Annotated in this window: 24 protein-coding genes; 11 read left to right on the top strand and 13 right to left on the bottom strand. The window is 49.0% G+C overall.

From position 1 onward, the window contains the following. Positions 1–46: 46 nt before the first annotated feature. The 11 genes from mutL to B8880_RS00425 all read left to right on the top strand — a co-directional run bounded on the left by mutL (position 47) and on the right by B8880_RS00425 (position 10,548). Positions 47–1,942, top strand: a complete 1,896-nt coding sequence (mutL, locus tag B8880_RS00475) for a DNA mismatch repair endonuclease MutL (RefSeq protein WP_084255240.1) — start codon at positions 47–49, stop codon at positions 1,940–1,942. A 50-nt stretch (positions 1,943–1,992) separates the two neighbouring features. Continuing rightward, entirely contained in the window at positions 1,993–2,931 is a 939-nt protein-coding gene (gene miaA / locus B8880_RS00470; protein ID WP_084255648.1) for a tRNA (adenosine(37)-N6)-dimethylallyltransferase MiaA, read from the top strand. A 111-nt stretch (positions 2,932–3,042) separates the two neighbouring features. Then, positions 3,043–3,312, top strand: a complete 270-nt coding sequence (gene hfq / locus B8880_RS00465) for an RNA chaperone Hfq (RefSeq protein WP_084255238.1) — start codon at positions 3,043–3,045, stop codon at positions 3,310–3,312. A gap of 78 nt (positions 3,313–3,390) precedes the next feature. Continuing rightward, complete coding sequence (gene hflX / locus B8880_RS00460) at positions 3,391–4,695, top strand: ribosome rescue GTPase HflX (protein ID WP_084255646.1); 1,305 nt, start codon at positions 3,391–3,393, stop codon at positions 4,693–4,695. Between the two features lie 217 nt (positions 4,696–4,912). Beyond that, on the top strand, positions 4,913–5,686 hold the full coding sequence (agaR, locus tag B8880_RS00455; protein ID WP_084255236.1) for a transcriptional repressor AgaR: 774 nt from the start codon (positions 4,913–4,915) through the stop codon (positions 5,684–5,686). Between the two features lie 99 nt (positions 5,687–5,785). Then, on the top strand, positions 5,786–6,946 hold the full coding sequence (locus tag B8880_RS00450) for an SIS domain-containing protein (protein WP_084255234.1): 1,161 nt from the start codon (positions 5,786–5,788) through the stop codon (positions 6,944–6,946). A 42-nt stretch (positions 6,947–6,988) separates the two neighbouring features. Beyond that, complete coding sequence (agaV, locus tag B8880_RS00445) at positions 6,989–7,465, top strand: PTS N-acetylgalactosamine transporter subunit IIB (protein WP_084255232.1); 477 nt, start codon at positions 6,989–6,991, stop codon at positions 7,463–7,465. An 11-nt stretch (positions 7,466–7,476) separates the two neighbouring features. Then, positions 7,477–8,250 (top strand): PTS N-acetylgalactosamine transporter subunit IIC, encoded by a 774-nt coding sequence (gene agaW, locus B8880_RS00440; protein ID WP_084255230.1) that lies wholly within the window; start codon positions 7,477–7,479, stop codon positions 8,248–8,250. Beyond that, a complete protein-coding gene (gene agaE / locus B8880_RS00435; protein WP_084255228.1) occupies positions 8,240–9,088 on the top strand; it encodes a PTS N-acetylgalactosamine transporter subunit IID in 849 nt (282 codons plus the stop codon). The genes agaW and agaE overlap by 11 nt, the downstream gene beginning before the upstream one ends. 59 nt (positions 9,089–9,147) lie before the next feature. Then, positions 9,148–9,588 (top strand): PTS galactosamine/N-acetylgalactosamine transporter subunit IIA, encoded by a 441-nt coding sequence (gene agaF / locus B8880_RS00430; RefSeq protein WP_084255226.1) that lies wholly within the window; start codon positions 9,148–9,150, stop codon positions 9,586–9,588. A gap of 12 nt (positions 9,589–9,600) precedes the next feature. After that, the gene (locus B8880_RS00425; RefSeq protein WP_084255224.1) at positions 9,601–10,548 is read left to right on the top strand and encodes a tagatose 1,6-diphosphate aldolase; all 948 of its coding nucleotides are present in this window, start codon (positions 9,601–9,603) and stop codon (positions 10,546–10,548) included. A 57-nt stretch (positions 10,549–10,605) separates the two neighbouring features. Here the strand turns inward: B8880_RS00425 and tadA are convergent, their stop codons facing one another. The 13 genes from tadA to deoC form a co-directional block, all read right to left on the bottom strand. Next, positions 10,606–11,109 carry a tRNA adenosine(34) deaminase TadA gene (gene tadA / locus B8880_RS00420; protein WP_084255222.1) on the bottom strand — a complete coding sequence of 168 codons (504 nt, stop codon included), beginning with the start codon at positions 11,107–11,109 and terminating at the stop codon, positions 10,606–10,608. Between the two features lie 200 nt (positions 11,110–11,309). Next, the gene (locus tag B8880_RS00415; protein ID WP_084255220.1) at positions 11,310–13,166 is read right to left on the bottom strand and encodes a DEAD/DEAH box helicase; all 1,857 of its coding nucleotides are present in this window, start codon (positions 13,164–13,166) and stop codon (positions 11,310–11,312) included. Between the two features lie 172 nt (positions 13,167–13,338). Further along, the gene (gene nlpI / locus B8880_RS00410; RefSeq protein ID WP_084255218.1) at positions 13,339–14,271 is read right to left on the bottom strand and encodes a lipoprotein NlpI; all 933 of its coding nucleotides are present in this window, start codon (positions 14,269–14,271) and stop codon (positions 13,339–13,341) included. A 68-nt stretch (positions 14,272–14,339) separates the two neighbouring features. Beyond that, positions 14,340–16,469, bottom strand: coding sequence for a polyribonucleotide nucleotidyltransferase (pnp, locus tag B8880_RS00405; protein ID WP_084255644.1), 2,130 nt, complete (start codon positions 16,467–16,469; stop codon positions 14,340–14,342). A gap of 263 nt (positions 16,470–16,732) precedes the next feature. Continuing rightward, entirely contained in the window at positions 16,733–17,263 is a 531-nt protein-coding gene (gene yjjX, locus B8880_RS00400) for an inosine/xanthosine triphosphatase (protein ID WP_208610866.1), read from the bottom strand. A gap of 11 nt (positions 17,264–17,274) precedes the next feature. Further along, positions 17,275–17,661: a pyrimidine dimer DNA glycosylase/endonuclease V gene (locus B8880_RS00395; protein ID WP_084255214.1), complete on the bottom strand. Its 387-nt coding sequence runs from the start codon at positions 17,659–17,661 to the stop codon at positions 17,275–17,277. Continuing rightward, entirely contained in the window at positions 17,658–18,338 is a 681-nt protein-coding gene (gene yjjG / locus B8880_RS00390; RefSeq protein WP_084255213.1) for a pyrimidine 5'-nucleotidase, read from the bottom strand. The genes B8880_RS00395 and yjjG overlap by 4 nt, the downstream gene beginning before the upstream one ends. Before the next feature lie 19 nt (positions 18,339–18,357). Continuing rightward, entirely contained in the window at positions 18,358–19,308 is a 951-nt protein-coding gene (gene dusC, locus B8880_RS00385) for a tRNA dihydrouridine(16) synthase DusC (protein WP_084255211.1), read from the bottom strand. After that, the gene (locus tag B8880_RS00380; protein ID WP_084255209.1) at positions 19,305–19,919 is read right to left on the bottom strand and encodes a DUF2238 domain-containing protein; all 615 of its coding nucleotides are present in this window, start codon (positions 19,917–19,919) and stop codon (positions 19,305–19,307) included. The genes dusC and B8880_RS00380 overlap by 4 nt, the downstream gene beginning before the upstream one ends. Then, entirely contained in the window at positions 19,919–20,770 is an 852-nt protein-coding gene (djlA, locus tag B8880_RS00375; protein ID WP_084255207.1) for a co-chaperone DjlA, read from the bottom strand. The genes B8880_RS00380 and djlA overlap by 1 nt, the downstream gene beginning before the upstream one ends. Before the next feature lie 291 nt (positions 20,771–21,061). Further along, a complete protein-coding gene (deoD, locus tag B8880_RS00370; RefSeq protein WP_084255205.1) occupies positions 21,062–21,781 on the bottom strand; it encodes a purine-nucleoside phosphorylase in 720 nt (239 codons plus the stop codon). Positions 21,782–21,805: 24 nt separating this feature from the next. Next, a complete protein-coding gene (deoB, locus tag B8880_RS00365) occupies positions 21,806–23,038 on the bottom strand; it encodes a phosphopentomutase (protein ID WP_084255203.1) in 1,233 nt (410 codons plus the stop codon). Between the two features lie 60 nt (positions 23,039–23,098). Then, on the bottom strand, positions 23,099–23,890 hold the full coding sequence (gene deoC / locus B8880_RS00360; protein ID WP_084255201.1) for a deoxyribose-phosphate aldolase: 792 nt from the start codon (positions 23,888–23,890) through the stop codon (positions 23,099–23,101). Positions 23,891–23,919: the final 29 nt, after the last annotated feature.

Below are 23,919 nucleotides of genomic sequence, written 5' to 3'. Positions count from 1 at the left end.
GGTCGGACAAAAAATCAAACTGCGTGATTAGTCCGGAGTGAGTACCATGCCGATTCAGATTCTTTCGCCCCAACTCACCAACCAAATCGCCGCCGGCGAGGTCGTGGAACGTCCGGCTTCGGTGGTGAAAGAACTGATCGAAAACAGCTTGGATGCCGGAGCCGACGAAATCCAAATCGATATCGAACAAGGCGGCGCCGGTTTGATTCGAATCCGCGATAATGGTTTTGGCATTCCGCAAGCAGAGCTGGGTTTGGCGTTATCGCGCCATGCCACCAGCAAAATCAGTACGCTGGAAGATCTAGAAGCGATTCTGAGCTTGGGTTTTCGCGGTGAAGCACTTGCCAGTATCAGCTCGGTTTCACGCCTCACCCTAACCTCCCGCCCGCCGCAACAAGCGGAGGCATGGCAGGTTTTCGCCCAAGGGCGCGAGATGGAAACCACCGTTCAGCCGGCGGCGCACCCTGTCGGCACAACGGTGGAAGTCGCCAATCTGTTTTATAATACGCCGGCACGGCGCAAATTTTTGCGCACCGAAAAAACCGAATTCAGCCATATTGACGAAGTGGTTCGCCGTATTGCATTGGTTAAATCGCAGGCGGGCTTTACCCTGACCCATAACGGCAAAATCGTGCGCCAATATCGCAAGGCAAACAATCCGCAACAGAAAATCAAACGCTTGGCGGCAATTTGCGGACAGGATTTTGTCGATCATGCTCTCGAAATCAATTGGCAACACAATGATTTGCACCTTTACGGCTGGGTAGCGGACACCCGTTTTTTGCGTGCGCAAAACGACCTGAATTACAGCTACGTCAACGGGCGCATGATGCGTGACAAAACCATTAACCATGCCGTACGTCTTGCTTATAGCGAAAAAATTCAAACGGAAGCCTACCCTGCATTCGTGCTGTTTATCGATTTGGATCCGTCGCAAGTGGACGTGAATGTTCATCCGGCGAAACACGAAGTGCGGTTTCACCAAAACCGCTTGGTGCATGATTTTATTCACCAAGGCGTGCGCAATGCGTTGCAGGCAGCCAACCAGTTGGATTTTGTTGATCCGACGATGGCAACGGCGCAGGGCAACCGCATTGCGGCAGGTGAAAATATCTTTGCCGTCGAATCCAAAAACAGCGAGGTTATGCCTCAAAGTGCGGTATTTGAACCAAGCCCGCGCTATTCTGCCCCCCCTGCTTCATCAGCCGGCAGCAGCCCCACGGCGCCGCGCCCTGTTTCCGCTACGGATACCAAAAGCCCCTATTTCACCCGTTCCGACAGCGGATATTCCAAAGCACAAGGCGCGGCTTATCAACAATTGCTACGCAGCGAACCGGCTCCCACCGCTGTTGATACGCCAAAGCCGTTCTCGATCGAATCCGAACCGAAGAGTGCACTCAGTCCTCATCTGCGCCTATTAACGTTGTTAGTGGCGGAACAGTTGATTTTATTACAACAACAGCAGCAACTCTATTTTGTAAAAACAGGCACATTACAGCGTGCCACTTTTCGTGCGGCGCTGACCCAAAGTGCGGTTCCGACCCAGCCGCTGTTGATCCCGTTGGTTATCCATCTGGACGAAAACCAAAGCCGGCACTGGCAAACCCTGCAACCGCACTTTGCCCGTTGCGGCTTTGAGATAACCCAATACGGCTCGGCGGAAAGAAGCCGTTTAACCCTAAGTGCGGTACCGGTATTTTTACGCCGGCAAAATCTGCAAGCCTGCCTCGTCAAACTCTTGAATCAACCGCTTGAGCAATTTGACGATTTTATCGAATCATTGGTTAATTCGCTGAATTTGACCCCGATGCAGTCGCTCGCCGATGCCGCCAATGAATTTGCCCGTATCGAACAACTGGCCGGCAATCAAAGCGAAAGCCTAAAACCGCTACTGATGCCGCTTGATCTGCAACCCTATTTATCACAGGAAAAATCAGCGTGACCTTTGCCGATAACACCAGCAGCCGTTCAAAGCCCTTGGCTGTTTTTTTAATGGGGCCGACTGCGTCCGGCAAAACCGACTTGGCAATTCAGCTATGCCAACAACTGCCGTTCGATGTGATCAGTGTCGATTCCGCCCTGATTTATAAGGGTATGGATATCGGTACTGCAAAACCCGATGCAACCGAATTGGCGCTGGCGCCGCACCGTTTGATTGATATCAAAGATCCGGCGGAAAGCTATTCTGCCGCCGATTTCCGCCACGACGCACTGCGTGAAATGCAAGACATTACACAGCAGGGTAAAATACCGCTCTTGGTCGGCGGCACGATGTTGTATTATCGAGCGCTGTTGGAAGGCTTATCACCACTGCCGTCGGCTGATGAAAAAGTGCGGTCTGAAATCGAAGCGGTTGCCGCCGAAAAAGGCTGGCACTATCTGCACCAACAGCTACAACATATTGATCCGATTGCCGCCGCGCGGATTCACCACAACGATCCGCAACGGATTAACCGCGCCTTGGAAGTGTATTACATCAGCGGCAAAAGCATGACCGAGCTGACAGCAACACAAGGGGAAAAACTGCCTTACCAAATCCTGCAATTCGCCATTGCGCCGCAAGATCGGGCGGTATTGCACCAACGTATCGAACAGCGTTTCCATAACATGATCGAAGCAGGCTTTGAAGAAGAAGTGCGCAGACTATACCAACGCAGCGATTTGCATTTGGATCTGCCGTCAATCCGTTGCGTCGGCTATCGCCAAATGTGGGAATATCTGCGCGGCGATTATACGCACGATGAAATGGTTTACCGCGGTATTTGCGCCACCCGACAACTGGCCAAGCGGCAAATCACTTGGTTGAGAGGTTGGAAATCGGAGATTCATTGGTTGGACAGTCTGGCGATTTCGCAAGCAAAACAAAAAATTATACAAATTTTGCAAGAAAGCGCTTCCCGCTCCTTGCAGACTGATGACTTTATCAAATAAAGTTGCTATATTGAAAAAGAGGGACAGACATACTGCCGTCGTTTCCGGTTATACTTAAAATTCATAACACTATAACTAAAACATCATAACTAAAATATAAGGAATCCAATTATGGCAAAAGGACAATCTCTACAAGATCCTTACTTGAATTCACTGCGTCGCGAACGTATTCCCGTTTCCATTTATTTGGTAAACGGCATCAAACTGCAAGGACAAATCGAATCATTCGACCAATTCGTTATCTTGTTAAAAAATACCGTTAGTCAAATGGTGTACAAACATGCCATTTCTACGGTCGTGCCGGCACGCGCAATTTCGCACCACAATAATTCTCAAGCCCAAAGCAACGAGAATAAAACCGAAGCCACAGACAGCGAATAATATCGCCACAGGACAAGCACGTTGTTTGACCATGATAACGACTGCGCTCCCAGCAAAAAGCAGAGCGCCGTTTTTGATTTGACTGTTGGCGTAACCAAAGATATCCGTGATCAATTACTAGAAAATGAACGGGCTATTTTGGTACATGTTTTCTTTTCCCAACAGAAAGATCCGGAAAACATTGAAGAATGCCGACAACTTGCTGCGTCTGCACAGGTTGAAGTCATTGATGTACTCACGACTTCCCGCTCCGCGCCGCAACCAAAATACTATATCGGTCAGGGGAAAGCCGAAGAAGTCGCCGAGGCGGTCAAACTGCATGATGCCGATATCGTACTGGTAAACCACATTCTGAGTGCGGCACAAAATCGTAATCTGGAAAAATTGTGCGGCTGCCGTGTTATTGACCGCACTACCCTGATTTTGGATATTTTCGCCCAACGCGCCCGTTCCCATGAAGGTAAACTGCAAGTCGAACTGGCACAATTGAAACATCTTTCCACCCGCCTGATTCGCGGCTGGACGCACTTGGAGCGGCAAAAAGGCGGGATCGGCTTGCGCGGCCCGGGCGAAACCCAGCTAGAAACCGACCGTCGTTTAATTAAAGTGCGGTTGGGACAGCTACAAGCCAAACTGGCAAAGGTCAACCAACAACGTAACCTTAACCGTCGCACCCGACAGAAAGCCGAAATTCCGACGCTCTCTCTAGTCGGTTATACCAATGCCGGTAAATCCACCCTATTCAACGCGCTGACCACCGCCGAAGTTTACGCCGCTGATCAACTGTTCGCCACGCTTGATCCGACCTTGCGCAAGCTGAATATTGAAAATGTCGGCACTACAATTCTGGCGGATACCGTCGGATTTATCCGCCATTTGCCGCACGATTTAGTCGAAGCCTTTAAATCCACGCTGCAAGAAACCACCGAAGCCACGCTGTTATTGCATGTGATCGATGCCTCCGATGAACGCCGCCAAGAGAATATCGAAGCAGTCAATTTGGTCTTAGAAGAAATCGGCGCCGATAGCGTGCCTTCTCTGCTGGTGTTCAATAAAATCGATCAGTGCGAAAACGTGCCGCCGCATATCGAATATGATGATCAAGGCAAGCCAAGTGCGGTCTATCTCTCCGCCCAAAACGGCGCAGGCATTGGATTATTACTCGAAGCCATTCAAAAGCGACTGGAAAATGAAATCTTGCATTTGCAATTGTTACTGCCGGTAACGGAAGGAAAAGTAAGACACTTGCTCTATCAACAAAATCATATCCGCACTGAAAACATCACTGAAAACGGTGAGTTTTCCCTTTCATTACAAATAGATAATCACAAATGGCAACAGATCACCGCCCATTATCCCCATTTAATAAGTTATTTAAAATAATTTTCTTTTGCTTTCGTTTCCATTATTTCAAAACCTCACCCGCTGTCAAAATAAAGACTAAACCGTTATAATTATCACCAATATATCGCACTATAATAAAAAATGTGTGATACAACTCTCTTTTTAAAACATTGCGCTTTACTCCAAAAATGAAGCCATTCACAATTAACTCGAAAGCAAATGAAAGATTAAAATTTGTTTTCGTAAGGGGTTGAAAATGATAAGTACTGTGGAAAGACGCGCTCAGATCGTACAAATTGTCAATACTCAAGGCAGTACTCGGGTAGAGGCACTAGCACAACTTTGTTCGGTTTCCAGCGTGACAATTCGCAATGATCTCAGTTACCTGCAAAAACAAGGGCTGCTACTGCGCTCGCATGGTTTTGCCCTGCCGAATAGCCGAATGATCAGCGAATTATCCATAAAAGAAAAACGCAACCACCATGCCGAAATAAAGCGCCTGATAGGTCAAGCCGCCGTAAAACTGATTCATGACGGCGAGTCGATTATTCTCGATTCCGGCACCACCACCAAAGAAATTGCTGCCAATATGCAGCATTTGCATGATGTGGTGGTGATGACCAGCGGTTTGGACGTCGCGATGGAGCTGACGATGGCGGACGGCGTTCAGGTACGCATGCCCGGTGGTAGTTTGAGAAAAAATGCGTTATCTTTTTCCGGTATTTCCGCAGAAAAAAGTTTGGAAAACTATGTTTTTGACAAAGTCTTTTTAGGGGTGGACGGCTATGATTTGAAAGTCGGGATTACCACACATAACGAACAAGAGGCCAGCTTAAACCGCTTGATGTGTGATATTTCGACGCAAATTATTGTCGTTACGGATTCCAGTAAATTCGGCAAACGCAGCTTTCATGTGATTCGCGATTTTGCCGGAATAGATGTGTTGATCACTGATGACGGTATTCCGCCCGATTACCTGCAAGCCTTTCAACAACAAGGCGTAAAGGTTATTTTAGTCAATCACGAATAGCTCGGATAATTATTTGCCGTTTTCCACATTAGCACCATCATTCGACTCCTTACCGAACGCCGTATTTATTCGCACCTATCCACTGATAAGGAGTCAGAAATGGACTATTTGGGCATCGTCACCGAATCCCTCGAACAAGCCAATGCGTTGTGGACGGCAAAAGAAATTTGCCAGCAGCCTGACTGCTGGCGACAAACCGCGTCAATAATTGATTCACAACGGCAAGCGATTGATAATTTTTTAGCGCCACTGTTAGCCAAAAGTGACTTACATATCATTTTAACCGGTGCCGGCACTTCCGCTTTTTCCGGCGAGGTGTTATCACCGTTTTTTAACCAATGGACCGCACTGCAAGCGGCGGCGATTGCCACCACCGATTTGGTGTCCAATCCGTATCAGTATCTGAAAAAAGATCAGCCCACCCTACTGATCTCCTTCGCCCGTTCCGGCAACAGCCCGGAAAGTGCGGCGGCGGTGCAGTTGGTCAATCAAATTGTCGATGACAGTTATCACTTGATTATCACTTGCAACCAAGAAGGCAAACTCTATCAAGAGAATTGCCAAGCCGACAATGCGTATGCCTTAGCCTTACCGCCGCAAACCAACGATAACGGTTTTGCCATGACCTCCAGCTTTTCCAGTATGACCTTGGCAACGGCGATCATCTTTTTCCAACCGCACTTTGACTTGGCGCAAGTGCAGCAGATTGCCGATTGCACCGAGCGCTTTATCCAAGACAAACATTGGCAAATAAAAAACGTGGCTGCCGAAGCGGTGGAACGGATTGTCTATCTCGGCAGCGGCGGTTTCAAAGGCTTATCGCAAGAGTCCGCCTTGAAATTATTGGAACTGACCGCCGGCGAGGTGGTGGCGATTTATGACACGCCGCTCGGTTTCCGCCACGGGCCGAAATCCATTATTAATCATCAAACCACGGTGATTGTCTATCTCTCCAACAATCCTTACACCCGTCAATATGACATTGATTTATGTAATGAAATCCTGCGTGACGGCAAAGTTCAACGTTTGGTGATTTTAACCGCTGAAGTAGAAAGCCGCCTGCCTGCGGAGCATCAAATTTGTTTAGGCGCATTAAGTGCGGTTTCGGATATGGCGCTGGCATTTCCGTACGTCACCTTTGCCCAAATGTTTGCCTTCTACCGCTCTTACCTCACCGGCCACACCACTGATAATCCGTGTCCGACCGGCGAAGTCAATCGCGTGGTGCAGGGCGTCACGATTCATGCGTATCAACCTTAACCGCACTTTAAGTGCCGAATTATTATTCAAAGGAGAACAACTATGCCGAATATCGTATTAAGCCGAATTGACGAACGCCTGATTCACGGGCAAGTCGGGGTGCAGTGGGTTGGATTTGCCGGTGCCAATCTGGTGCTGGTCGCCAACGATGAAGTGGCGCAAGACGAAATGCAACAGAATTTAATGGAAATGGTGTTGGCGGACGGTATTGACGTGCGCTTCTGGCCATTACAAAAAGTGATTGACAACATTCACCGTGCCGCCGACAGACAAAAAATCCTGTTGGTTTGCCGCAGTCCGTCCGATTTCTTGAAATTGGTCGAAGGCGGTGTGCCGGTGAAAAAAATCAATGTCGGCAATATGCACTTTGCCGATGGAAAACAACAAATCCACAAAACGGTATCAGTCGATCCGCAAGATGTCGCCGCCTTCAAAAAGCTGCAACAACTTGGTGTGGAATGCTATATCCAAGGCGTTCCAACCGAAGAATCCGCTGATCTATTTAAATTACTCAAGTAAGGAGGCAACTCATGGAAATTGGATTACTACAATCAATTATCCTTGGCATTATTGCTTTTATAGCAGGTCTCGATCTCTATAACGGCTTAACCCACTTCCACCGTCCGGTTGTACTGGGACCTATCGTCGGCTTGGTGCTGGGCGATTTGCAAACCGGTATTTTGGTCGGCGGTACGTTGGAATTGGTCTGGATGGGCTTGGCGCCACTCGCCGGCGCGCAACCGCCGAACGTGATTATCGGTACCGTGGTCGGTGCGACTTTTGCGATTACCACCAAAACCGATCCGACCGTTGCAGTCGGGGTCGCCGTGCCGTTTGCGATTGCGGTGCAAATGGGGATCACCTTCCTGTTCTCCATCATGTCTGCCGTAATGTCGCGCTGTGACCAAATGGCGGAAGACGCCAACCTGAAAGGCATTGATTATGTCAACTATTTCGGGCTGTTAGTCTTAGGCACATTCTATTTCTTCTGTGCTTTCCTGCCGGTTTACTTCGGTGCGGAACATGCCGGAAAAATCATCGAAATGCTGCCGAAACAAGTGATCGACGGCTTGGGCGTCGCCGGTGGTATCATGCCGGCTATCGGCTTTGCCGTGCTGATGAAAATCATGATGAAAAACGTCTATATTCCGTATTTTATTTTGGGATTCGTTGCCGCAGCTTGGCTTCAATTACCGGTTTTGGCAATTGCCGCAGCGGCGACCGCCATGGCAATTATCGATTATATGCGTAAAGGCACTGAAACAGTGGAAGTAAAAAAAGAGGAGTTTGAAGATGGAATCTAAACTGAATACTCAAGCAACGGCACAAAATGACGATGTTTATGAAGATCAAACTATCGGTGCCGAACTGACCAAACATGACATTAATGTGATGGCATGGCGTTCGCTACTACTGCAAGCCTCTTTCAACTATGAAAGAATGCAGGCGGCAGGCTGGTTATACGGGCTTGCGCCGTCACTGAAAAAAATCCATACCAATAAGGCGGATTTGAGCAAATCCATGAAAGGGAATCTGGGTTTCTTCAATACTCACCCGTTCTTAGTGACTTTTGTGATGGGGATTATTCTGGCAATGGAGCGTTCCAAACAGAACGTCAACAGTATCCAAAGTACCAAAATTGCGGTCGGTGCGCCGTTAGGCGGGATCGGCGATGCGATGTTCTGGTTGACCTTGCTACCTATCTGCGGCGGGATAGGCGCCAGTTTGGCATTGCAGGGGTCGATTATGGGTGCTATCTTCTTCTTTGTGGTATTTAACATTGTGCATTTCGGTTTACGCTTCGGCTTGGCACATTATTCCTACCGCATGGGGGTCGCAGCCATTCCGGTGATCAAAGCCAACACCAAGAAAGTCGGCCATGCGGCGTCTATCGTCGGGATGACCGTTATCGGCGCATTGGTGGCAACCTATATCCGCTTCAATACCACCTTGGAAATCACCGCCGGTGATGCTGTCGTCAAGGTGCAAACCGATGTGATCGACAAACTGATGCCGGCATTCTTCCCGCTGGTTTATACTTTACTGATGTACTGGTTAGTGAAAAAAGGCTGGTCACCACTGCGTTTGATTATTCTGACCGTTGCCTTGGGCATTATCGGACGCTTTGCCGGATTTATGTAACTCACCACTAACACACAGGCTTGGTTGGGGGCAACCCCAGCCAGATTTGAGGAGCTCTCATGATCAGTATTATTGTGCTGGGACACGGTCACTTTGCTTCGGGGATTCAGTATGCCCTGAACCAAATTATCGGTGAACAGGAAAATATGGCGTTTATTGATTTTCCGGAAAGCAAAAGTCCCGCTCAACTTAAAGATGAAATTTTAACCGCACTTACCCAGCTTGATCACGGTGACGGCGTGTTGTTTTGTTGCGATATTCTCGGCGGCTCGCCGTTCAGAACCGCTTCGCTTATCGCACAAGAATTGCCGATAAGCGAAGTGATCACCGGCACTAATCTGCAAATGTTGATTGAATGTGCCATGGAAAAAGACGAATTACCCTTTGCCGAATTAGTCGAACTGGCTATCCATAGCGGCAAGCAAGGCATCGTCAAACTCAGTGAAGAATTAACCCAAAGCAAATCGCATAACACCACACAGGAAGACGACGGAATCTAAAGGATTGATATTATGTCTAAAAGAACAGAACGACTGAAAAAAATTTGTAATGCCCAAGGCGTGATCAGCGCACTGGCGATTGACCAGCGCGGCGCATTAAAAAGAATGCTAGGCGACGACATCACTGCCGAACAAATCAGTGAATTCAAGAGCTTGGTTTCCACGATTTTAACCCCTTATGCGTCTTCAATCTTACTGGATCCGGAATTCGGCTGGGCTGCGGCAAAGGTGCGCGACAGCGAATCAGGGCTGATGATGGCGTATGAAAAAACCGGTTATGACAAAACCGCAGTCGGACGTTTTCCCGATTTGATCGATGATGTGTCAGTGTTGCGTTTAAAAGAAAAAGGCGCTGATGCGGTCAAATTATTACTGTATGTGGATGTTGACGAGCCGGATTGCATTAATGATCGCAAAAAGGCGTTTGTCGAACGGATTGCGTCCGAATGCAAAGCCGAAGAGATGCCGCTCTTTTTGGAAATTCTGACTTACGATGCCAATGTGGAAGACGAAAAAGCCTACGCCAAACTGAAACCGCGCAAAGTGATCGAAGCCATGCGCAGCTATGCCGATCCGAAATACGGCGTGGACGTCTTTAAAGTGGAAGTGCCGGTCAATATGAAATATGTGGAAGGCTTTGCCGAAGGCGAAGCGCTATACAGCCAACAGCAAGCCGCCGAGTATTTTGCCGCACAAAGTGCGGTTTCCGAATTGCCGTTTATTTTCCTCAGTGCCGGCGTTTCCGCCGCCTTGTTCCAACAAACGTTGGTCTTCGCCAAACAAGCCGGTTCGAACTACAATGGTGTATTATGCGGACGCGCAACGTGGGCGGACGGCGCGAAAATCTATAAAGCGCAAGGTAAAGACGCCTCGATCGAATGGCTGAAAACAGAGGGCATTAAAAATATTCAAGAATTAGATGCCGTCTTGCAACAAAACGCCACCCCTATTAAGTTTTAAACTCGCAAAAAAGCCGATAGAAACAACTTTCTATCGGCTGCCTGTTTACTCTGCTGTTTACTCTGCCGTTTCCGCACCGCACTTTGCGGCTTTTTTCTCTCGCCGCCGCCGTTGGAAAAACGCGCTCAGTTTTTCACTGCACTGCGCTTCCAGCACGCCGGTGGTAATTTCTAAAAAATGGTTCATTTTGTAATCATCAAAAAAATGAAAACGCGAACCGACCGCACCGGTTTTATAATCACTCGCGCCGAAAACCAAGCGTTTAATCCGGCTGTGCAAAATCGCGCCGGCGCACATGGTACAAGGTTCGAGGGTAACGTATAACGTCGTATTGAGCAAACGGTAATTCTGCACCGCACTTGCCGCTTTGCGAATGGCCTCGATTTCGGCATGCGCGGTCGGATCGTTTTTTAAAATCGAGGCATTCCAGCCTTCGCCGATAATATTACCCTGTTCATCGACCAAAACCGCTCCCACCGGAATTTCACCCAGCGATTCGGCATAATCGGCAAGCTCGAGCGCGCGCTGCATAAAGTGTTGATCATGTTCAAGTGCGGTCATGGTGATCTCAATTAGACTGCTAACAAAAGACAAATATGAAATTTCTATGGTAAAAGTAGGGGCGGATTATATATCCGCCCGAACCGCACGTTGCATTTTACCTTTATAGATTAAATGCTTATATCGTATTTCGTAAACGGGCGGATATATAATCCGCCGCTACTCTACTTATCAAAAACCTCGGTTAAAAATAAGAGAAATTACCCCTCTCTGCGTCCGCTACGGCGTGGTTTGCGCTCAAAACTCGGTTTGCCGCCGCGATCGTTACGATCTTGGAAGCGGTCTTTGCCTCGTCCGCCACGGAACTCACGTCCGCCGTCGCGCGAAAAACCGCCTTCTTTACGGCCATAACCGCCTTTGCGTTCACCACGGCCAGCAAAGCCGCCGTCACCTTTTACTTCTTCCACAAAGCGCATTTGCATCGGTTTATTCAGCACCCGTGTTTTGCCGAAGTGCTGTAACAACTCTTTCGGCATATCTTTCGGCAGTTCAATGGTCGAATAATCATCGTGCAGTTTGATATGTCCGATATAACGACTGTCGATATCGCCTTCATTGGCGATTGCCCCGACGATATGTTTCACTTCCACGCCGTCGGCACGTCCGACTTCGATGCGGTATAAATCCATCGGCATCTGCTCGCGCGCCGGACGGGAGCGCTCTTCACGCTCAAAACGTCCGCCGCGTCTATCGGCGGAACGTGGATTTTCTTGGCGTTCACGACGCGGTTTAATCACTGGATCCGGCGGCAGAATCAGTTTTTGTTTGCCTTGCAACAACATCATCATCGCCGCAGCCAAATCTTCGTGATCCTGATCGGCGGTAAACATGTCTTCCAACAGATTACGGTATTTTTCCAAATCGTGATGTTCCAATTGCGCGGAAATTTTTTGCTTAAATTTCTCACGGCGACAGGCTTCCAATGTTTTATGATTCGGCAATTCCACTTCATCGATCTGTTTTTTGATCAAGTGTTCAACGTTGCGCAATAAACGTCTTTCGCGCGATTCAACAAACAGCAAGGCACGACCGGCACGACCGGCACGACCGGTGCGACCGATACGGTGTACATAGGATTCGGCATCTAACGGAATATCGTAGTTGATGACCAAACTGATCCGTTCCACGTCCAGCCCGCGCGCCGCCACATCGGTCGCGATTAAAATATTCAAACGGTTGTTGCGCAGACGATCCAAGGTTTGTTCGCGCAATTGTTGGGTCATGTCGCCGTTCAATGCCGCCGCGCTATGACCGTGTTTTTCCAATAATTCGGCTAAATCCAAGGTTGCGGTTTTGGTGCGCACGAAAATAATCGCCGCATCAAAATCTTCCACTTCCAAGAAACGCAGCAAGGCTTCGTTTTTGCGTACGCCGTTGACATACCAGCAGCTTTGCGTGATATCCGGCAGCGTTTGTTGGGTTGCCTGAATTTTAACCTCTTGCGGATCGCGCATAAAACGGCGGGTAATTCGGCGGATCGGTTCCGGCATGGTGGCGGAGAAAAGTGCGGTCTGGTGCTGCTCTGGTAATTTGCTCATCACTTCTTCTACATCGTCGATAAAGCCCATGCGCAACATTTCGTCGGCTTCGTCCAGCACCATAAAGCGCAATTCGGACAGATTCAGCGTGCCGCGACGGATATGATCCAAAATACGGCCCGGCGTACCGACCACCACTTGCGAGCCTTGGCGCAAGGCGCGCAATTGAATGTCATAGCGTTGCCCGCCGTACAGGGTGACGATATTCAACCCTTTGATATTTTTACTGAATTGTTCACAAGCATCGGCAACCTGAATCGCCAATTCACGGGTCGGTGCCATCACCAACATTTGCGGCGTGCGCACATCGGCATCAATTTGTGCCAATAACGGCAAGGAGAACGCGGCGGTTTTGCCGCTGCCGGTTTGCGCCATACCCAGCACGTCACGGCCGTTTAGCAAGTGCGGTATGCAAATTTGCTGAATCGGGGACGGATTGACGAATCCCATGGCGGTGACAGCGGAGATAAGCGATTCAGGCAAACCTAAATCATTGAATGTTAAAGTTGTTTCAGTCATATTTTACTCAATAGTAGAAAGCGGACGTTGCCCGCGATAAATGATAAATTGTTGCGTGATAGAATAATACATCTTGTACGACGTGACAGGCGAAGTGCGGTTTGCAACTATTGTTGCAAGCCGTTTTTACAGGCGCTAAAGCCATACTATCCCAATCAAGACGGAGAATAACTTAGTTCGTATCAGGTACAACCGTTAATGTTTGGCTCTCATTCAAGCGTAAACGCGAGAGTTCAAACAAGGCAAAACGATACTCAACAAAGTTAAATACTTGATTGGCAATAGCCAATTTAAACAAAGCGGTTGCTTCGTCAACCTTCCCCAGATTGAGTTGTTGTTTTGCTAAATAAAAATAGGTTTCTGTTAAAATTTCAGCATATTGAGGCGCATACGGCACAGCAAAATTATCAATTTTTTGCTGCAAATCCGCAAACGATAGTTCCCCCAAATAGTAATGAACAATATTGGTTCCCCAAAATTCATTGGACAACCCTTTTGCCCGCTCGGCTAAATTCCGTTTTGCTTCATGCGGTTTATATTTCAATTCATTCAGATATAACCACAAAGTGCGGTACGGATCGCTCGGATCCGCTTCATAGAATGTTAAAAAATCCCGTTCGGCCAACCCATAACGGCCGACATAGTAGAAATTCAATCCCCGATTCAGGTAGGCATATTCGTAATTCGAGTCTAAGTGCAATACCGCATTAAACGCATCTAACGAGCCGTCATAATCGCCGTCGAGCAGCAAATATAAACCTAAATAATTGTAAATCGGCGCTAATTTCGGTTGAAGCATTAAGGCTTGGGTAAAGTCATAACGGGCTAAACCCCACAAGCCTAAACTGTCATACAATACACCACGCTCAAAGTGTAAAGATGCCCGTTCGTCTTTTCCCAGATTTCCGACCAGCAACACTTGGCTAATCCGTGCAATCATCACTTCTTGATCAAAATGCAGTAACGGATTCTGCTCGGCCAACGTCACCTTTTGTTCGGAAATCAATGGACTGGTCGGACGCATTGAACATGCCGCCGCTGCAAGCAAAAATGCCAGCACACAAAATGATTTTGTGTAATGCACAACTTTATCAGCGATCTTCATGTCCCATAGTCCTTATGGATAAAAGATTCAGGTTACGCCTTCAATCAGCCTAACCCGAAATCGTTTTATTACTCCTGATCAGCTTGCTCGGCTGAATTGCTGTCAGCAGCAGGTGCGTTAATATCGCGCATGGTCAGACGAATGCGGCCTTGACGGTCGATTTCGACCACTTTCACCGCCACTTCTTGACCGATTTGCAGATAATCCGTCACTTTCTCCACCCGCTCTTCTGCGATTTGGGAAATATGCACCAAGCCTTCCTTGTTGCCGACAATCGATACAAACGCCCCGAAATCCGCAATCCGGCTGACTTTGCCGTTATAGACACGGTTCACTTCCACATCGGCGACAATATCTTCGATGCGCAGCATAACCGCTTTCGCCGCCGAGTTGTCGGTGGCGGCGATTTTCACCGTACCGTCATCGGCAATATCAATTGAAGTGCCGGTTTCTTCGGTCAGGGAACGAATCACCGCACCGCCTTTACCGATCACATCTTTGATTTTCTTCGGATCAATTTTCATGGTGTGGATACGCGGTGCGAAATCGGAGATATCGCCGCGCGGTGCGTCAATCGCTTGTTCCATCACACCCAAAATGTGCATTCTCGCACCTTTGGCTTGATTCAAGGCAATTTGCATGATTTCCGCCGTGATCCCTTCGATTTTGATGTCCATTTGCAGCGCGGTCACACCTTGTTTGGTACCGGCGACTTTAAAGTCCATATCACCCAAGTGATCTTCGTCACCCAAAATATCGGATAACACCACAAATTTCTCATCGGATTTGACTAAGCCCATTGCAATCCCGGCAACCGCAGATTTAATCGGCACACCGGCATCCATCAGCGCCAACGAAGCGCCACAAACGGAAGCCATGGACGAAGAACCGTTGGATTCGGTGATTTCAGACACCACGCGCACCACATACGGGAATTCTTCGATCGTCGGCATGACCGCCATCACCCCGCGTTTTGCCAAGCGACCGTGTCCGATTTCACGACGTTTCGGCGAGCCGATCATACCGGTTTCGCCCACGGAGTACGGAGGGAAATTGTAGTGGAACAAGAAGTGATCGGTACGCTCGCCGGTAATGTCGTCAATCGTTTGTGCATCACGTTCCGTACCCAATGTCGCCACCGCCAACGCCTGTGTTTCGCCACGGGTGAAAATCGCCGAACCGTGAGTGCGCGGCAATACGCCGGTGCAGATATCCAACGCACGCACGGTGTCCACGCTACGCCCGTCGATACGCGGCTCGCCAGCTAAAATGCGGCTGCGCACCACATCACTTTCCAGTGCACCTAAAATATCGGCGATGGTGTTTTCATTTACGCTTTCATCTTCGTTACTTGCCAATACCGCCGCAATCACGTCGGCTTTAATCGCATCGACTTGCGCATAACGCGCTTGTTTTTCAGTGATACGGTAGGCTTCGCCCAAACGGCTTTCCGCCAACGCTTTCACTTGGTTGACCAGTGCGGTGTTGACCGCCGGCGCTTGCCAATCCCAACGCGGTTTACCGGCTTGTTTGACGAATTCTTTAATGTTTTCAACCACAACTTGTTGCTGCTCGTGCCCGAATACCACCGCCGCCAACATTTGTTCTTCGCTTAAAATATCCGCTTCCGATTCCACCATCAGCACTGCTTTATCCGTACCGGCGACCACTAAATCCAAGCGGCTGTGTTTTTGTTCCGCCATGGTCGGGTTCAACACGAATTGATCGTTGATAAAGCCGACACGCGCCGCACCGATCGGACCGTTAAACGGCACGCCGGACAGCGAAAGTGCGGCGGAAGCGCCGATCATCGCCACGATATCCGGAGAAATTTGCGGATTAACCGATACCACGGTCGCTACGATTTGAATTTCGTTGTAGAACCCTTCCGGAAACAACGGACGAATCGGGCGGTCAATTAAACGTGCAATCAAGGTTTCGCCTTCGGACGGACGGCCTTCGCGTTTAAAGAATCCACCCGGAATACGACCGGCTGCGTAAGTACGCTCTTGATAGTTGACGGTTAACGGAAAGAAATCCTGTCCTGCTTTCACTTCTTTTTTCGCGACGACCGTCACCAAAACCGAGGTATCGTCCATGCTTGCCATCACCGCCGCCGTGGCTTGACGCGCCATTGCACCGGTTTCCAGAGTTACGGTATGCTGACCGTATTTAAATTGTTTAACAATTGGAGTCACTTTTTTTTCCTTTTTAAAATAAGTCATTCAATGATGCTTATCTCTTTATTGCGACTAGCAAAAATAATCTGCTTCGTGATTTAGATTAAGAGTTGATAGGGATAAAAATGGTTTTCATACAACTTGAATAGATCATTTTTGATAGCCGCACGCTGACAAAGAGTATAAGCGCTGCCATTATACCGATATTTTCCATCAGAATGCTAATAATTTCTTAAATTCCGCCGACTTCGGCAAAATAACCATATGCTTGCCAAGCCGTGTTACTGCTCAAAAAGTGATAAATTAAGAAATTTCGCCATCGTCAAGATCACCGCTTGTACATATACGCTTTCGCGACTGGCGTTGCCGTTGGTCAACAGGCTCATAGCGCCGCCTTTTTGTTTGATATTCTCGGTTTGGAACAGCCGATCCATCACTGTGCCCAATTCCATTTCTGCGCTGAGTTGGTTATACACACAATCCGGAATCGGCAATTCGGCGCTGCGTCCGACGGCAAACCGCACTTTATCGCTGATCACAACATAGGCGCAAGTCGCCGCACCGTAATCGAAGCGCTCGACACCCGCTTCAATCGCCAGATAAAAATCTGCGTTCGGCAGCTGTTGTTGGCAAAATTTCACCCGATTGAATGCGCCTTGTTTGGTCTCCGCCATGCTCATCGGCTGTTCCGCCACGCCCGATTGCGACGGCATAGCCTGAAAACTCAAAGTGCGGTGCGGAAATAGTTGACTGAATGCGGTTTTGACCGCATTGGCTTTCACCGGATTGGTCGAGGCAATCACAATCTGCATTATTGTGCTCCTTATTCGGTTTTATGCGACGTGAAACGGGCTTTCAGCGGCATACGTTCCGCAATTCTGGCGCGGTTGGCACGCAGCGCATCGTCCGTCGGCACATAATCCTGCCACAAGTGCGGTGCTTGCGGCAAATCTTGCGCCCAGCGGTTGCTGACATTAAAGCCGCGCGCCAAGCACTCTTGGTGCAACGCTTGATAGCGTTTGTGCAGGAAGGTTAGCTTATTCATAAAAAATTTAACGTGCCCCGTCCCCAATTTATACTCGTCGGGCTGTCCGGCTAAATTGTATTTGCCTTTGGCGATCGCATTCGGAATGCGGGTCAGCTCGCGGTGTTCCGCCAGCAAATGTTGATCGCACAGTTCCGTCACCGGCACGACATTAATTCGGGTCATTCCGATTGTCCTTGTACGATTTGCACCAGCTGATCCATTTTGGCAATCTGATAGGTCGGTTGAATTTCACCGTGATTCTCTTTGCCGTGACTGATCCAGCAGGTATCCAAACCGCTGTTTTGCCCGCCTAAAATATCGGTTTCCAAGGTATCGCCGACCATTAACACCGCACTTCTATCGAGTTGTCCGGCTAAATTCAACGCATGTTCAAAAATACCGTGATGCGGTTTCGGCAAACCGATATTTTCCGACACCACGACAAAGTCAAAGTGCGGTTTCAAGCCGGTGCGCTGCAAACGCAAATCCTGCATGGCACTGAAACCGTTGGTGATAATCCCAAACCGCACTTTATCCGATAACGTTTGCAACATCTGCTCCACGCCGTCCAACGGCTTGCACACATCAGCCATTGCAATTAAAAAAGCCTCATTCAGCTCACGCGGATCGCGGCTCAAGCGTTTCGCCCATTGGTTAAAGCGCGTGGTTTGCAATTCGTCGGCACTGATTTTGCCGTGATGATAGGCCTCCCATAACGGTTTGTTCAGGGCTTGATAATCAGCAAAATGCTGCGCACCGAACTCCACACCGTAATCGGCGAACATGTTGCGCAGTCCGCTAAAAGAATCAAACGAAAACAGGGTTTCGTCGGCGTCAAAAAAGATCCATTGGTATTTCAATTAGTTTCCTTAACTTCAATTAAAGCATACAAAGTGCGGTCTGGCGTTCCACTTCGGCTTTTAAGCCGTCATAGCCGTGTTCGGTTTTAATGATTTGAAACAGTTGTTGCGCTTGCGGATACGCTTTTTCCAAATAACGCAGCCATTGTTTGATCCGCGCCACATGATAAAAACCGCTGTCCGCCGGATTGTCCAGATTGACGTATTGCCATAACAGTTGTAACACCTGCGCCCACGCCAGTTTTTCGTGATTGAATTTCACCACTCGGCTGAGATTGGCAATATTCAACGCGCCGCGCCCGATCATCAGGCTGTCGCAACCGGTCGCCGCCAGACAGGCTTGTGCGTCTTGCCAGTTCCAAACTTCCCCGTTGGCGATCACCGGAATCTGCAAACGTTGGCGGATTTCACCGATCTTTTGCCAGTTGATCCTCTCGGCACGGTAGCCGTCGGTTTTGGTGCGCCCGTGAATGGTGATTTCATCGGCACCACCCTGTTGCACCGCATCGGCAATTTCAAACGCCGCTGTATCACTGTCCCAACCCAACCGCACTTTTACGCTGACCCGATGTCGTTTATCCAGCGCGCCGCGAATCGCTTTGGTCGCTTGATAAATCAGTTCCGGCTGTTTCAATAACGAAGCGCCGCCCTGACTGTTGTTCACCGTTTTCGACGGACAGCCACAGTTCAAATCGACGCCGTGCGATCCCAGTTCGACCGCTCTTTGCGCATTTTCCGCCAGCCATTCGGGAAACTGCCCCAACAGCTGCACCCGCACCGGCGTTCCGGCAGCGGTATAACCGCCGTGCTGCAATTCGGGGCAAAGACGGTAAAACGCTTTTTTCGGCAACAACTGATCAACCACGCGCACAAATTCCGACAGGCACAGATCATAGTCATTGACTTGGGTTAACAGATGGCGCAAGAACGGATCCAACACGCCTTGCATCGGCGCTAATATCACGTTCATGATGAATAGCGTTTATCGGTTCGCACCCAATAAAACACCAAAAGTGCGGTCAGCGCGCCCAAGGTGTCGGCTAAAATATCTTTTTGTGCGTCCCAAACATCGCCCTGCGATCCGAGAAAAGCGATCCCTTGCTCGCCGCCGGCAAGCACCGCATATTGCCATTCGATCAATTCGTAACTTGCCGCCACGCTCATAATAAAAAACAGCGAGAAAAAACCGGCTAAAACCGGGCCGCATAAACGGCGGCGCAGCAGCCATTCCGCCATCGGGAAGCTGTAAAATCCGATAATAAAATGCGCCACCCGATCAAAATGGTTGCGCCCTTCGCCCAGCCAAGCGCTTAACATTCGGCTGCCCCACTCGAACGGCACCAATTCAAACGTGTAATGGGCGCCGATCAGGTGCAACATCATCCACAGGCTCATAAAAATATACGCCAAATTGCTGAACTGAAAACGGCGATAGCTTACCATCAGCGCAAACAACACGATAAAAATTGGTGCGACTTCCGCATACCAAACCGCTCTATCATACGGCTGCACGCCCGACCAAATCGCCAGCGCCACAACAAAGAGCGCCAAAGCAGGCGGAAACCATCGTGCTTGTGCCATTACTTCCACCCTTTGTTTTTACAAATCAGATCGTAAGCGGCTTGGATTTTCTGCGCTTTCTCTTTTGCCATTTCCATCATTTCCGGCGGCAAGCCTTTGGCGACCAACTTATCGGGGTGGTATTCGTTCATCAGCTTGCGGTAAGCCCGTTTTACACTCAACTGATCATCACCGGCACTCACGCCCAACACTTGATACGCCGCTTGCAGATTATCAGCGCTCGAAGTGCGGTAAGACTGCTGATAACCGCCGCTCTGCTGCTGATAATTGCCTTGTTGTTGATATTGTCCGCCGGTGGCGAACTGCTGCGAGGCATAAATCATCGCCATCATCTGCTCAAACTGCATTTGCGACAAGCCCAGCTCCTGCGCGATCACCGACAGCAACTCTTTTTCGTTTTGATCCAAATGGTTATCGGCAAGTGCGGTCTGAATTTGAATATCCAAAAACATTCTCAGCAAATCAGGACGACGCCCACAACCAAAACGGAATTCGCGGATCACCTGACGAATCGGGAAATCTGCGCCTTTACCGCGGTTAAAGGCGTCCTGCGCCATGCGCTGCGCCGCCGAATCCAGATTCAGTCGGGTCATAAACGCTTGCGCCAGTTGAATATCCTCTTCCGTCACCCGCCCTTTGGATTTACTCAAATGCCCCATCACCGCAAACGTGGTTTGCAGGAAAAGCTGCTGGCGGGTCAAGGTTTTACTAAAAAATGACGAACTGACACTGCCCATTTCATAGATTTTTTTATCTACAAAATGCCCCAGCACCGCACCAAAAACCGCCCCCCAGAACCCACCGTAACGGTAGCCGAGAATAAAACCGATAATTTTTCCGATAAAATTCATGTTTCTTTCCAACAATCAAACAAAGTGCGGTTATTCTACCCGATTAATCTAGGCTTATAAATATTTATCACCAAAGCGCTGAGTACGGTTTTTATGCAGAAAGCCGCTGATACGGCCGAATGTTGTTGAACATAACGTTATTATCAAGTTTAAGTGATAAACCTGATTATGCGCGCATCACAATAATTTTCTTTTATAGCAATAATAATCGGGAATTTAGATCGTATTTTTCAAAAATTGCGTACAAAAAAGCAGCCTTTCGGCTGCTTCAGTAGTTAATAAACCGCACTTTTACTGCTGATCGCCAATCAATACCGATTCCAACGCTACTTCAATCATTTCATTGAACGTTAATTGGCGTTCTTCCGCGCTGGTTTGTTCGTGGGTGCGGATATGGTCGGAGACGGTGCAGATGGTCAGCGCTTTGGCTCCGAATTCGGCGGCGACACCGTAGATACCGGCGGCTTCCATTTCTACGCCTAGAATCCCGTATTTTTCCATGTAATCAAACATTTCCACATCCGGCGTATAGAACAGATCGGCGGAGAACAGATTACCGACCTGCACTTTCACCCCTTTTTGCTTTGCCGCTTCAACTGCGGCGGCAACCATTGAATAATCGGCAATCGCGGCAAAATCGTTGTCTTTAAAGCGGATACGGTTAACCTTGGAATCGGTACACGCCCCCAAGCCGATCACCACATCGCGGATTTTCACGTCATGACGCACTGCACCGCAAGAGCCGACGCGAATAATTTTTTTCACACCGTATTCGGTGATCAGTTCTTTGGCATAGATCGAGCAAGACGGAATGCCCATACCGTGTCCCATAATCGAAATTTTACGCCCTTTATAAGTGCCGGTATAACCCAGCATATTGCGCACGTTGGTCACTTCTTGCGGGTTTTCCAAAAAAGTTTCCGCAATGTATTTTGCCCGCAGCGGATCGCCCGGCATCAGAACAACATCGGCAAATGCGCCGTCAACAGCATTAATATGTGGTGTAGCCATAATAGTATCCTCTTTAATCAATCGTTATTTTTGAAAATCAATCATCGTTGTGCCGTAATCCATTGGCGACAGGTCGAAATAGCTGGCAATGGTTTGCCCGATATCGGCAAAGGTTTCACGTTTGCCCAAAAAGCCTTTCGGTACATCGCTGCCGTAGAGCAATACCGGAACGTGTTCACGGGTATGATCGGTGCCGCTCCACGTCGGATCACAGCCGTGATCGGCGGTGATAATCAATAGATCACCCTCTTGTACCAGCGCCAATACTTCCGGCAAGCGCGAATCGAAGTATTCCAATGCCTGTGCATAACCGGCGACATCACGGCGATGGCCGTAGTCGGAGTCAAAATTCACAAAATTCGGGAACACAATGGTGTTATCGCCGGCGGCTTTAATTTCGGCGATGGTTTTGTCGTAAATTTCTTCCAAACCGGTGGCTTTGACTTTGCCGGTGATGCCGGTGTGGGCATAAATATCGGCGATTTTACCGATAGAAACCACGTCGCCCTGTTTCTCGTCCACCAGTTTTTGCAGCACGGTAGCCGACGGCGGTTCGACCGAGTAGTCGTGACGATTGCCGGTGCGTTTGAATTCGCCGGCTTTTTCGCCGACGAACGGACGGGCAATGACACGCCCGATGTTATAACCTTCCAGCTCTTCACGCACGATGTGGCACAGTTCGTACAGCTTTTCCAAGCCGTAAGTCTCTTCATGGCAGGCGATTTGGAACACGGAATCGGCAGAGGTGTAAAAAATCGGTTTGCCGGTTTTCATGTGTTCTTCGCCCAATTCGTCCAACACCACTGTGCCCGATGAATGGCAGTTGCCTAAATAGCCGGGAATACCGCTCTTTTCCACGATACGATCGAGCAGCTCTTGCGGAAAGCTGTTTTGGTGATCTTTAAAATAGCCCCAATCGAACAGCACCGGCACACCGGCGATTTCCCAGTGGCCTGACGGCGTATCTTTGCCGGACGAGATCTCTTTGGCAAAAGCGTAGCCGCCGATAATCTCTGCATTTGCGTCCATACCTGCAGGCACGCGTCCGGTCGATTCTTTCGCTGCCAGTGCCAAACCCAATTTGGTTAAGTTAGGCAATTTCAAGGCGCCGCTGCGCTCGGCGTTATCCGCTTTGCCTGCCGCGCACTGCTCGGCGATATGGCCTAAGGTATCCGAACCTACGTCGCCGAATTTATCGGCATCTGCCGCCGCCCCGATTCCAAAGGAATCCATCATCAAAATAAAAACTCTTTTCATTGTATCGTTCCTTATTTTATTACTGTTGTTTTATTACTGTGAGTTTATTGCTGCTGTTTATTAATAACCGTTCGCTTGGTTAGACTGGGAACTGCCGTTTAAAGTTCCCAATAAATCGTTCAACAGACCGGAAGCGCCGAAGCGGAAGTGGCTCGGGTGAATCCAGTCATTGCCTAGAATAGTAGCCGCCAGTTGCAGATATTGCTGCGCCTCTTGCGCCGTGCGCACGCCCCCTGCCGCTTTAAAGCCGACGCGGTCTTGTGCCTTCAGATCGGCAATGGTTTGCAACATGATTTTTGCCGACTCTAACGTCGCGTTGACCTTCACTTTGCCGGTGGAGGTTTTGATAAAATCTGCACCGGCTCGAATCGCGATTTCAGAAGCTTGGCGGATTAATACCGCACTTTGCAGCTCGCCGCTTTCAATAATCACTTTCAGCAACACGCCGCTGTCGGCACACGCTTTTTTACAGGCGGCAACCAATTCAAAACCGCACTTTTCATCGCCGTTGATTAAAGTGCGGTATGGAAATACCACATCAACTTCATCAGCGCCATAAGCAATCGCCGCTTTGGTTTCGGCAAGTGCGATTTCAAGATCGTCATTGCCGTGCGGGAAATTGGTGACGGTGGCGATTTTGACTTGGGTTAAGCCCAATTGTTGCAAGGTCTTGCGTGCAAGCGGAACAAAGCGCGGATAAACGCAAACCGCCGCTGGCGAACCGAATTCGGTTTTCGCCTGACGGCATAACGCGATGATCGCCTCGTCGGTATCGTTGTCGTTTAAACTGGTCAGATCCATCAGGCTTAACGCCAGTTTTGCCGTTTGTTTAATGTCGTTTAATTGTGTCATAGTGACTCCTGCAAAGATGACCGGCGCTA

The organism is Pasteurella testudinis DSM 23072 (genome assembly GCF_900176075.1).
GTDB classification, from domain to species: Bacteria; Pseudomonadota; Gammaproteobacteria; order Enterobacterales; family Pasteurellaceae; genus Chelonobacter; species Chelonobacter testudinis.
Note: the sequence above shows the minus strand (reverse complement) of the source record. Positions and strands in the feature narration are given on the sequence as shown.

Excerpts from the sequence above, each read along its gene's own strand:
- mutL (WP_084255240.1), top strand. The coding sequence starts at position 47 with ATGCCGATTCAGATTCTTTCGCCCCAACTCACCAACCAAATCGCCGCC.
- miaA (WP_084255648.1), top strand. The coding sequence starts at position 1,993 with ATGGGGCCGACTGCGTCCGGCAAAACCGACTTGGCAATTCAGCTATGC.
- hfq (WP_084255238.1), top strand. The coding sequence starts at position 3,043 with ATGGCAAAAGGACAATCTCTACAAGATCCTTACTTGAATTCACTGCGT.
- agaR (WP_084255236.1), top strand. The coding sequence starts at position 4,913 with ATGATAAGTACTGTGGAAAGACGCGCTCAGATCGTACAAATTGTCAAT.
- B8880_RS00450 (WP_084255234.1), top strand. The coding sequence starts at position 5,786 with ATGGACTATTTGGGCATCGTCACCGAATCCCTCGAACAAGCCAATGCG.
- agaV (WP_084255232.1), top strand. The coding sequence starts at position 6,989 with ATGCCGAATATCGTATTAAGCCGAATTGACGAACGCCTGATTCACGGG.
- agaW (WP_084255230.1), top strand. The coding sequence starts at position 7,477 with ATGGAAATTGGATTACTACAATCAATTATCCTTGGCATTATTGCTTTT.
- agaE (WP_084255228.1), top strand. The coding sequence starts at position 8,240 with ATGGAATCTAAACTGAATACTCAAGCAACGGCACAAAATGACGATGTT.
- agaF (WP_084255226.1), top strand. The coding sequence starts at position 9,148 with ATGATCAGTATTATTGTGCTGGGACACGGTCACTTTGCTTCGGGGATT.
- B8880_RS00425 (WP_084255224.1), top strand. The coding sequence starts at position 9,601 with ATGTCTAAAAGAACAGAACGACTGAAAAAAATTTGTAATGCCCAAGGC.
- tadA (WP_084255222.1), bottom strand. The coding sequence starts at position 11,109 with ATGACCGCACTTGAACATGATCAACACTTTATGCAGCGCGCGCTCGAG.
- B8880_RS00415 (WP_084255220.1), bottom strand. The coding sequence starts at position 13,166 with ATGACTGAAACAACTTTAACATTCAATGATTTAGGTTTGCCTGAATCG.
- nlpI (WP_084255218.1), bottom strand. The coding sequence starts at position 14,271 with ATGAAGATCGCTGATAAAGTTGTGCATTACACAAAATCATTTTGTGTG.
- yjjX (WP_208610866.1), bottom strand. The coding sequence starts at position 17,263 with ATGCAGATTGTGATTGCCTCGACCAATCCGGTGAAAGCCAATGCGGTC.
- B8880_RS00395 (WP_084255214.1), bottom strand. The coding sequence starts at position 17,661 with ATGACCCGAATTAATGTCGTGCCGGTGACGGAACTGTGCGATCAACAT.
- dusC (WP_084255211.1), bottom strand. The coding sequence starts at position 19,308 with ATGAACGTGATATTAGCGCCGATGCAAGGCGTGTTGGATCCGTTCTTG.
- B8880_RS00380 (WP_084255209.1), bottom strand. The coding sequence starts at position 19,919 with ATGGCACAAGCACGATGGTTTCCGCCTGCTTTGGCGCTCTTTGTTGTG.
- djlA (WP_084255207.1), bottom strand. The coding sequence starts at position 20,770 with ATGAATTTTATCGGAAAAATTATCGGTTTTATTCTCGGCTACCGTTAC.
- deoD (WP_084255205.1), bottom strand. The coding sequence starts at position 21,781 with ATGGCTACACCACATATTAATGCTGTTGACGGCGCATTTGCCGATGTT.
- deoB (WP_084255203.1), bottom strand. The coding sequence starts at position 23,038 with ATGAAAAGAGTTTTTATTTTGATGATGGATTCCTTTGGAATCGGGGCG.
- deoC (WP_084255201.1), bottom strand. The coding sequence starts at position 23,890 with ATGACACAATTAAACGACATTAAACAAACGGCAAAACTGGCGTTAAGC.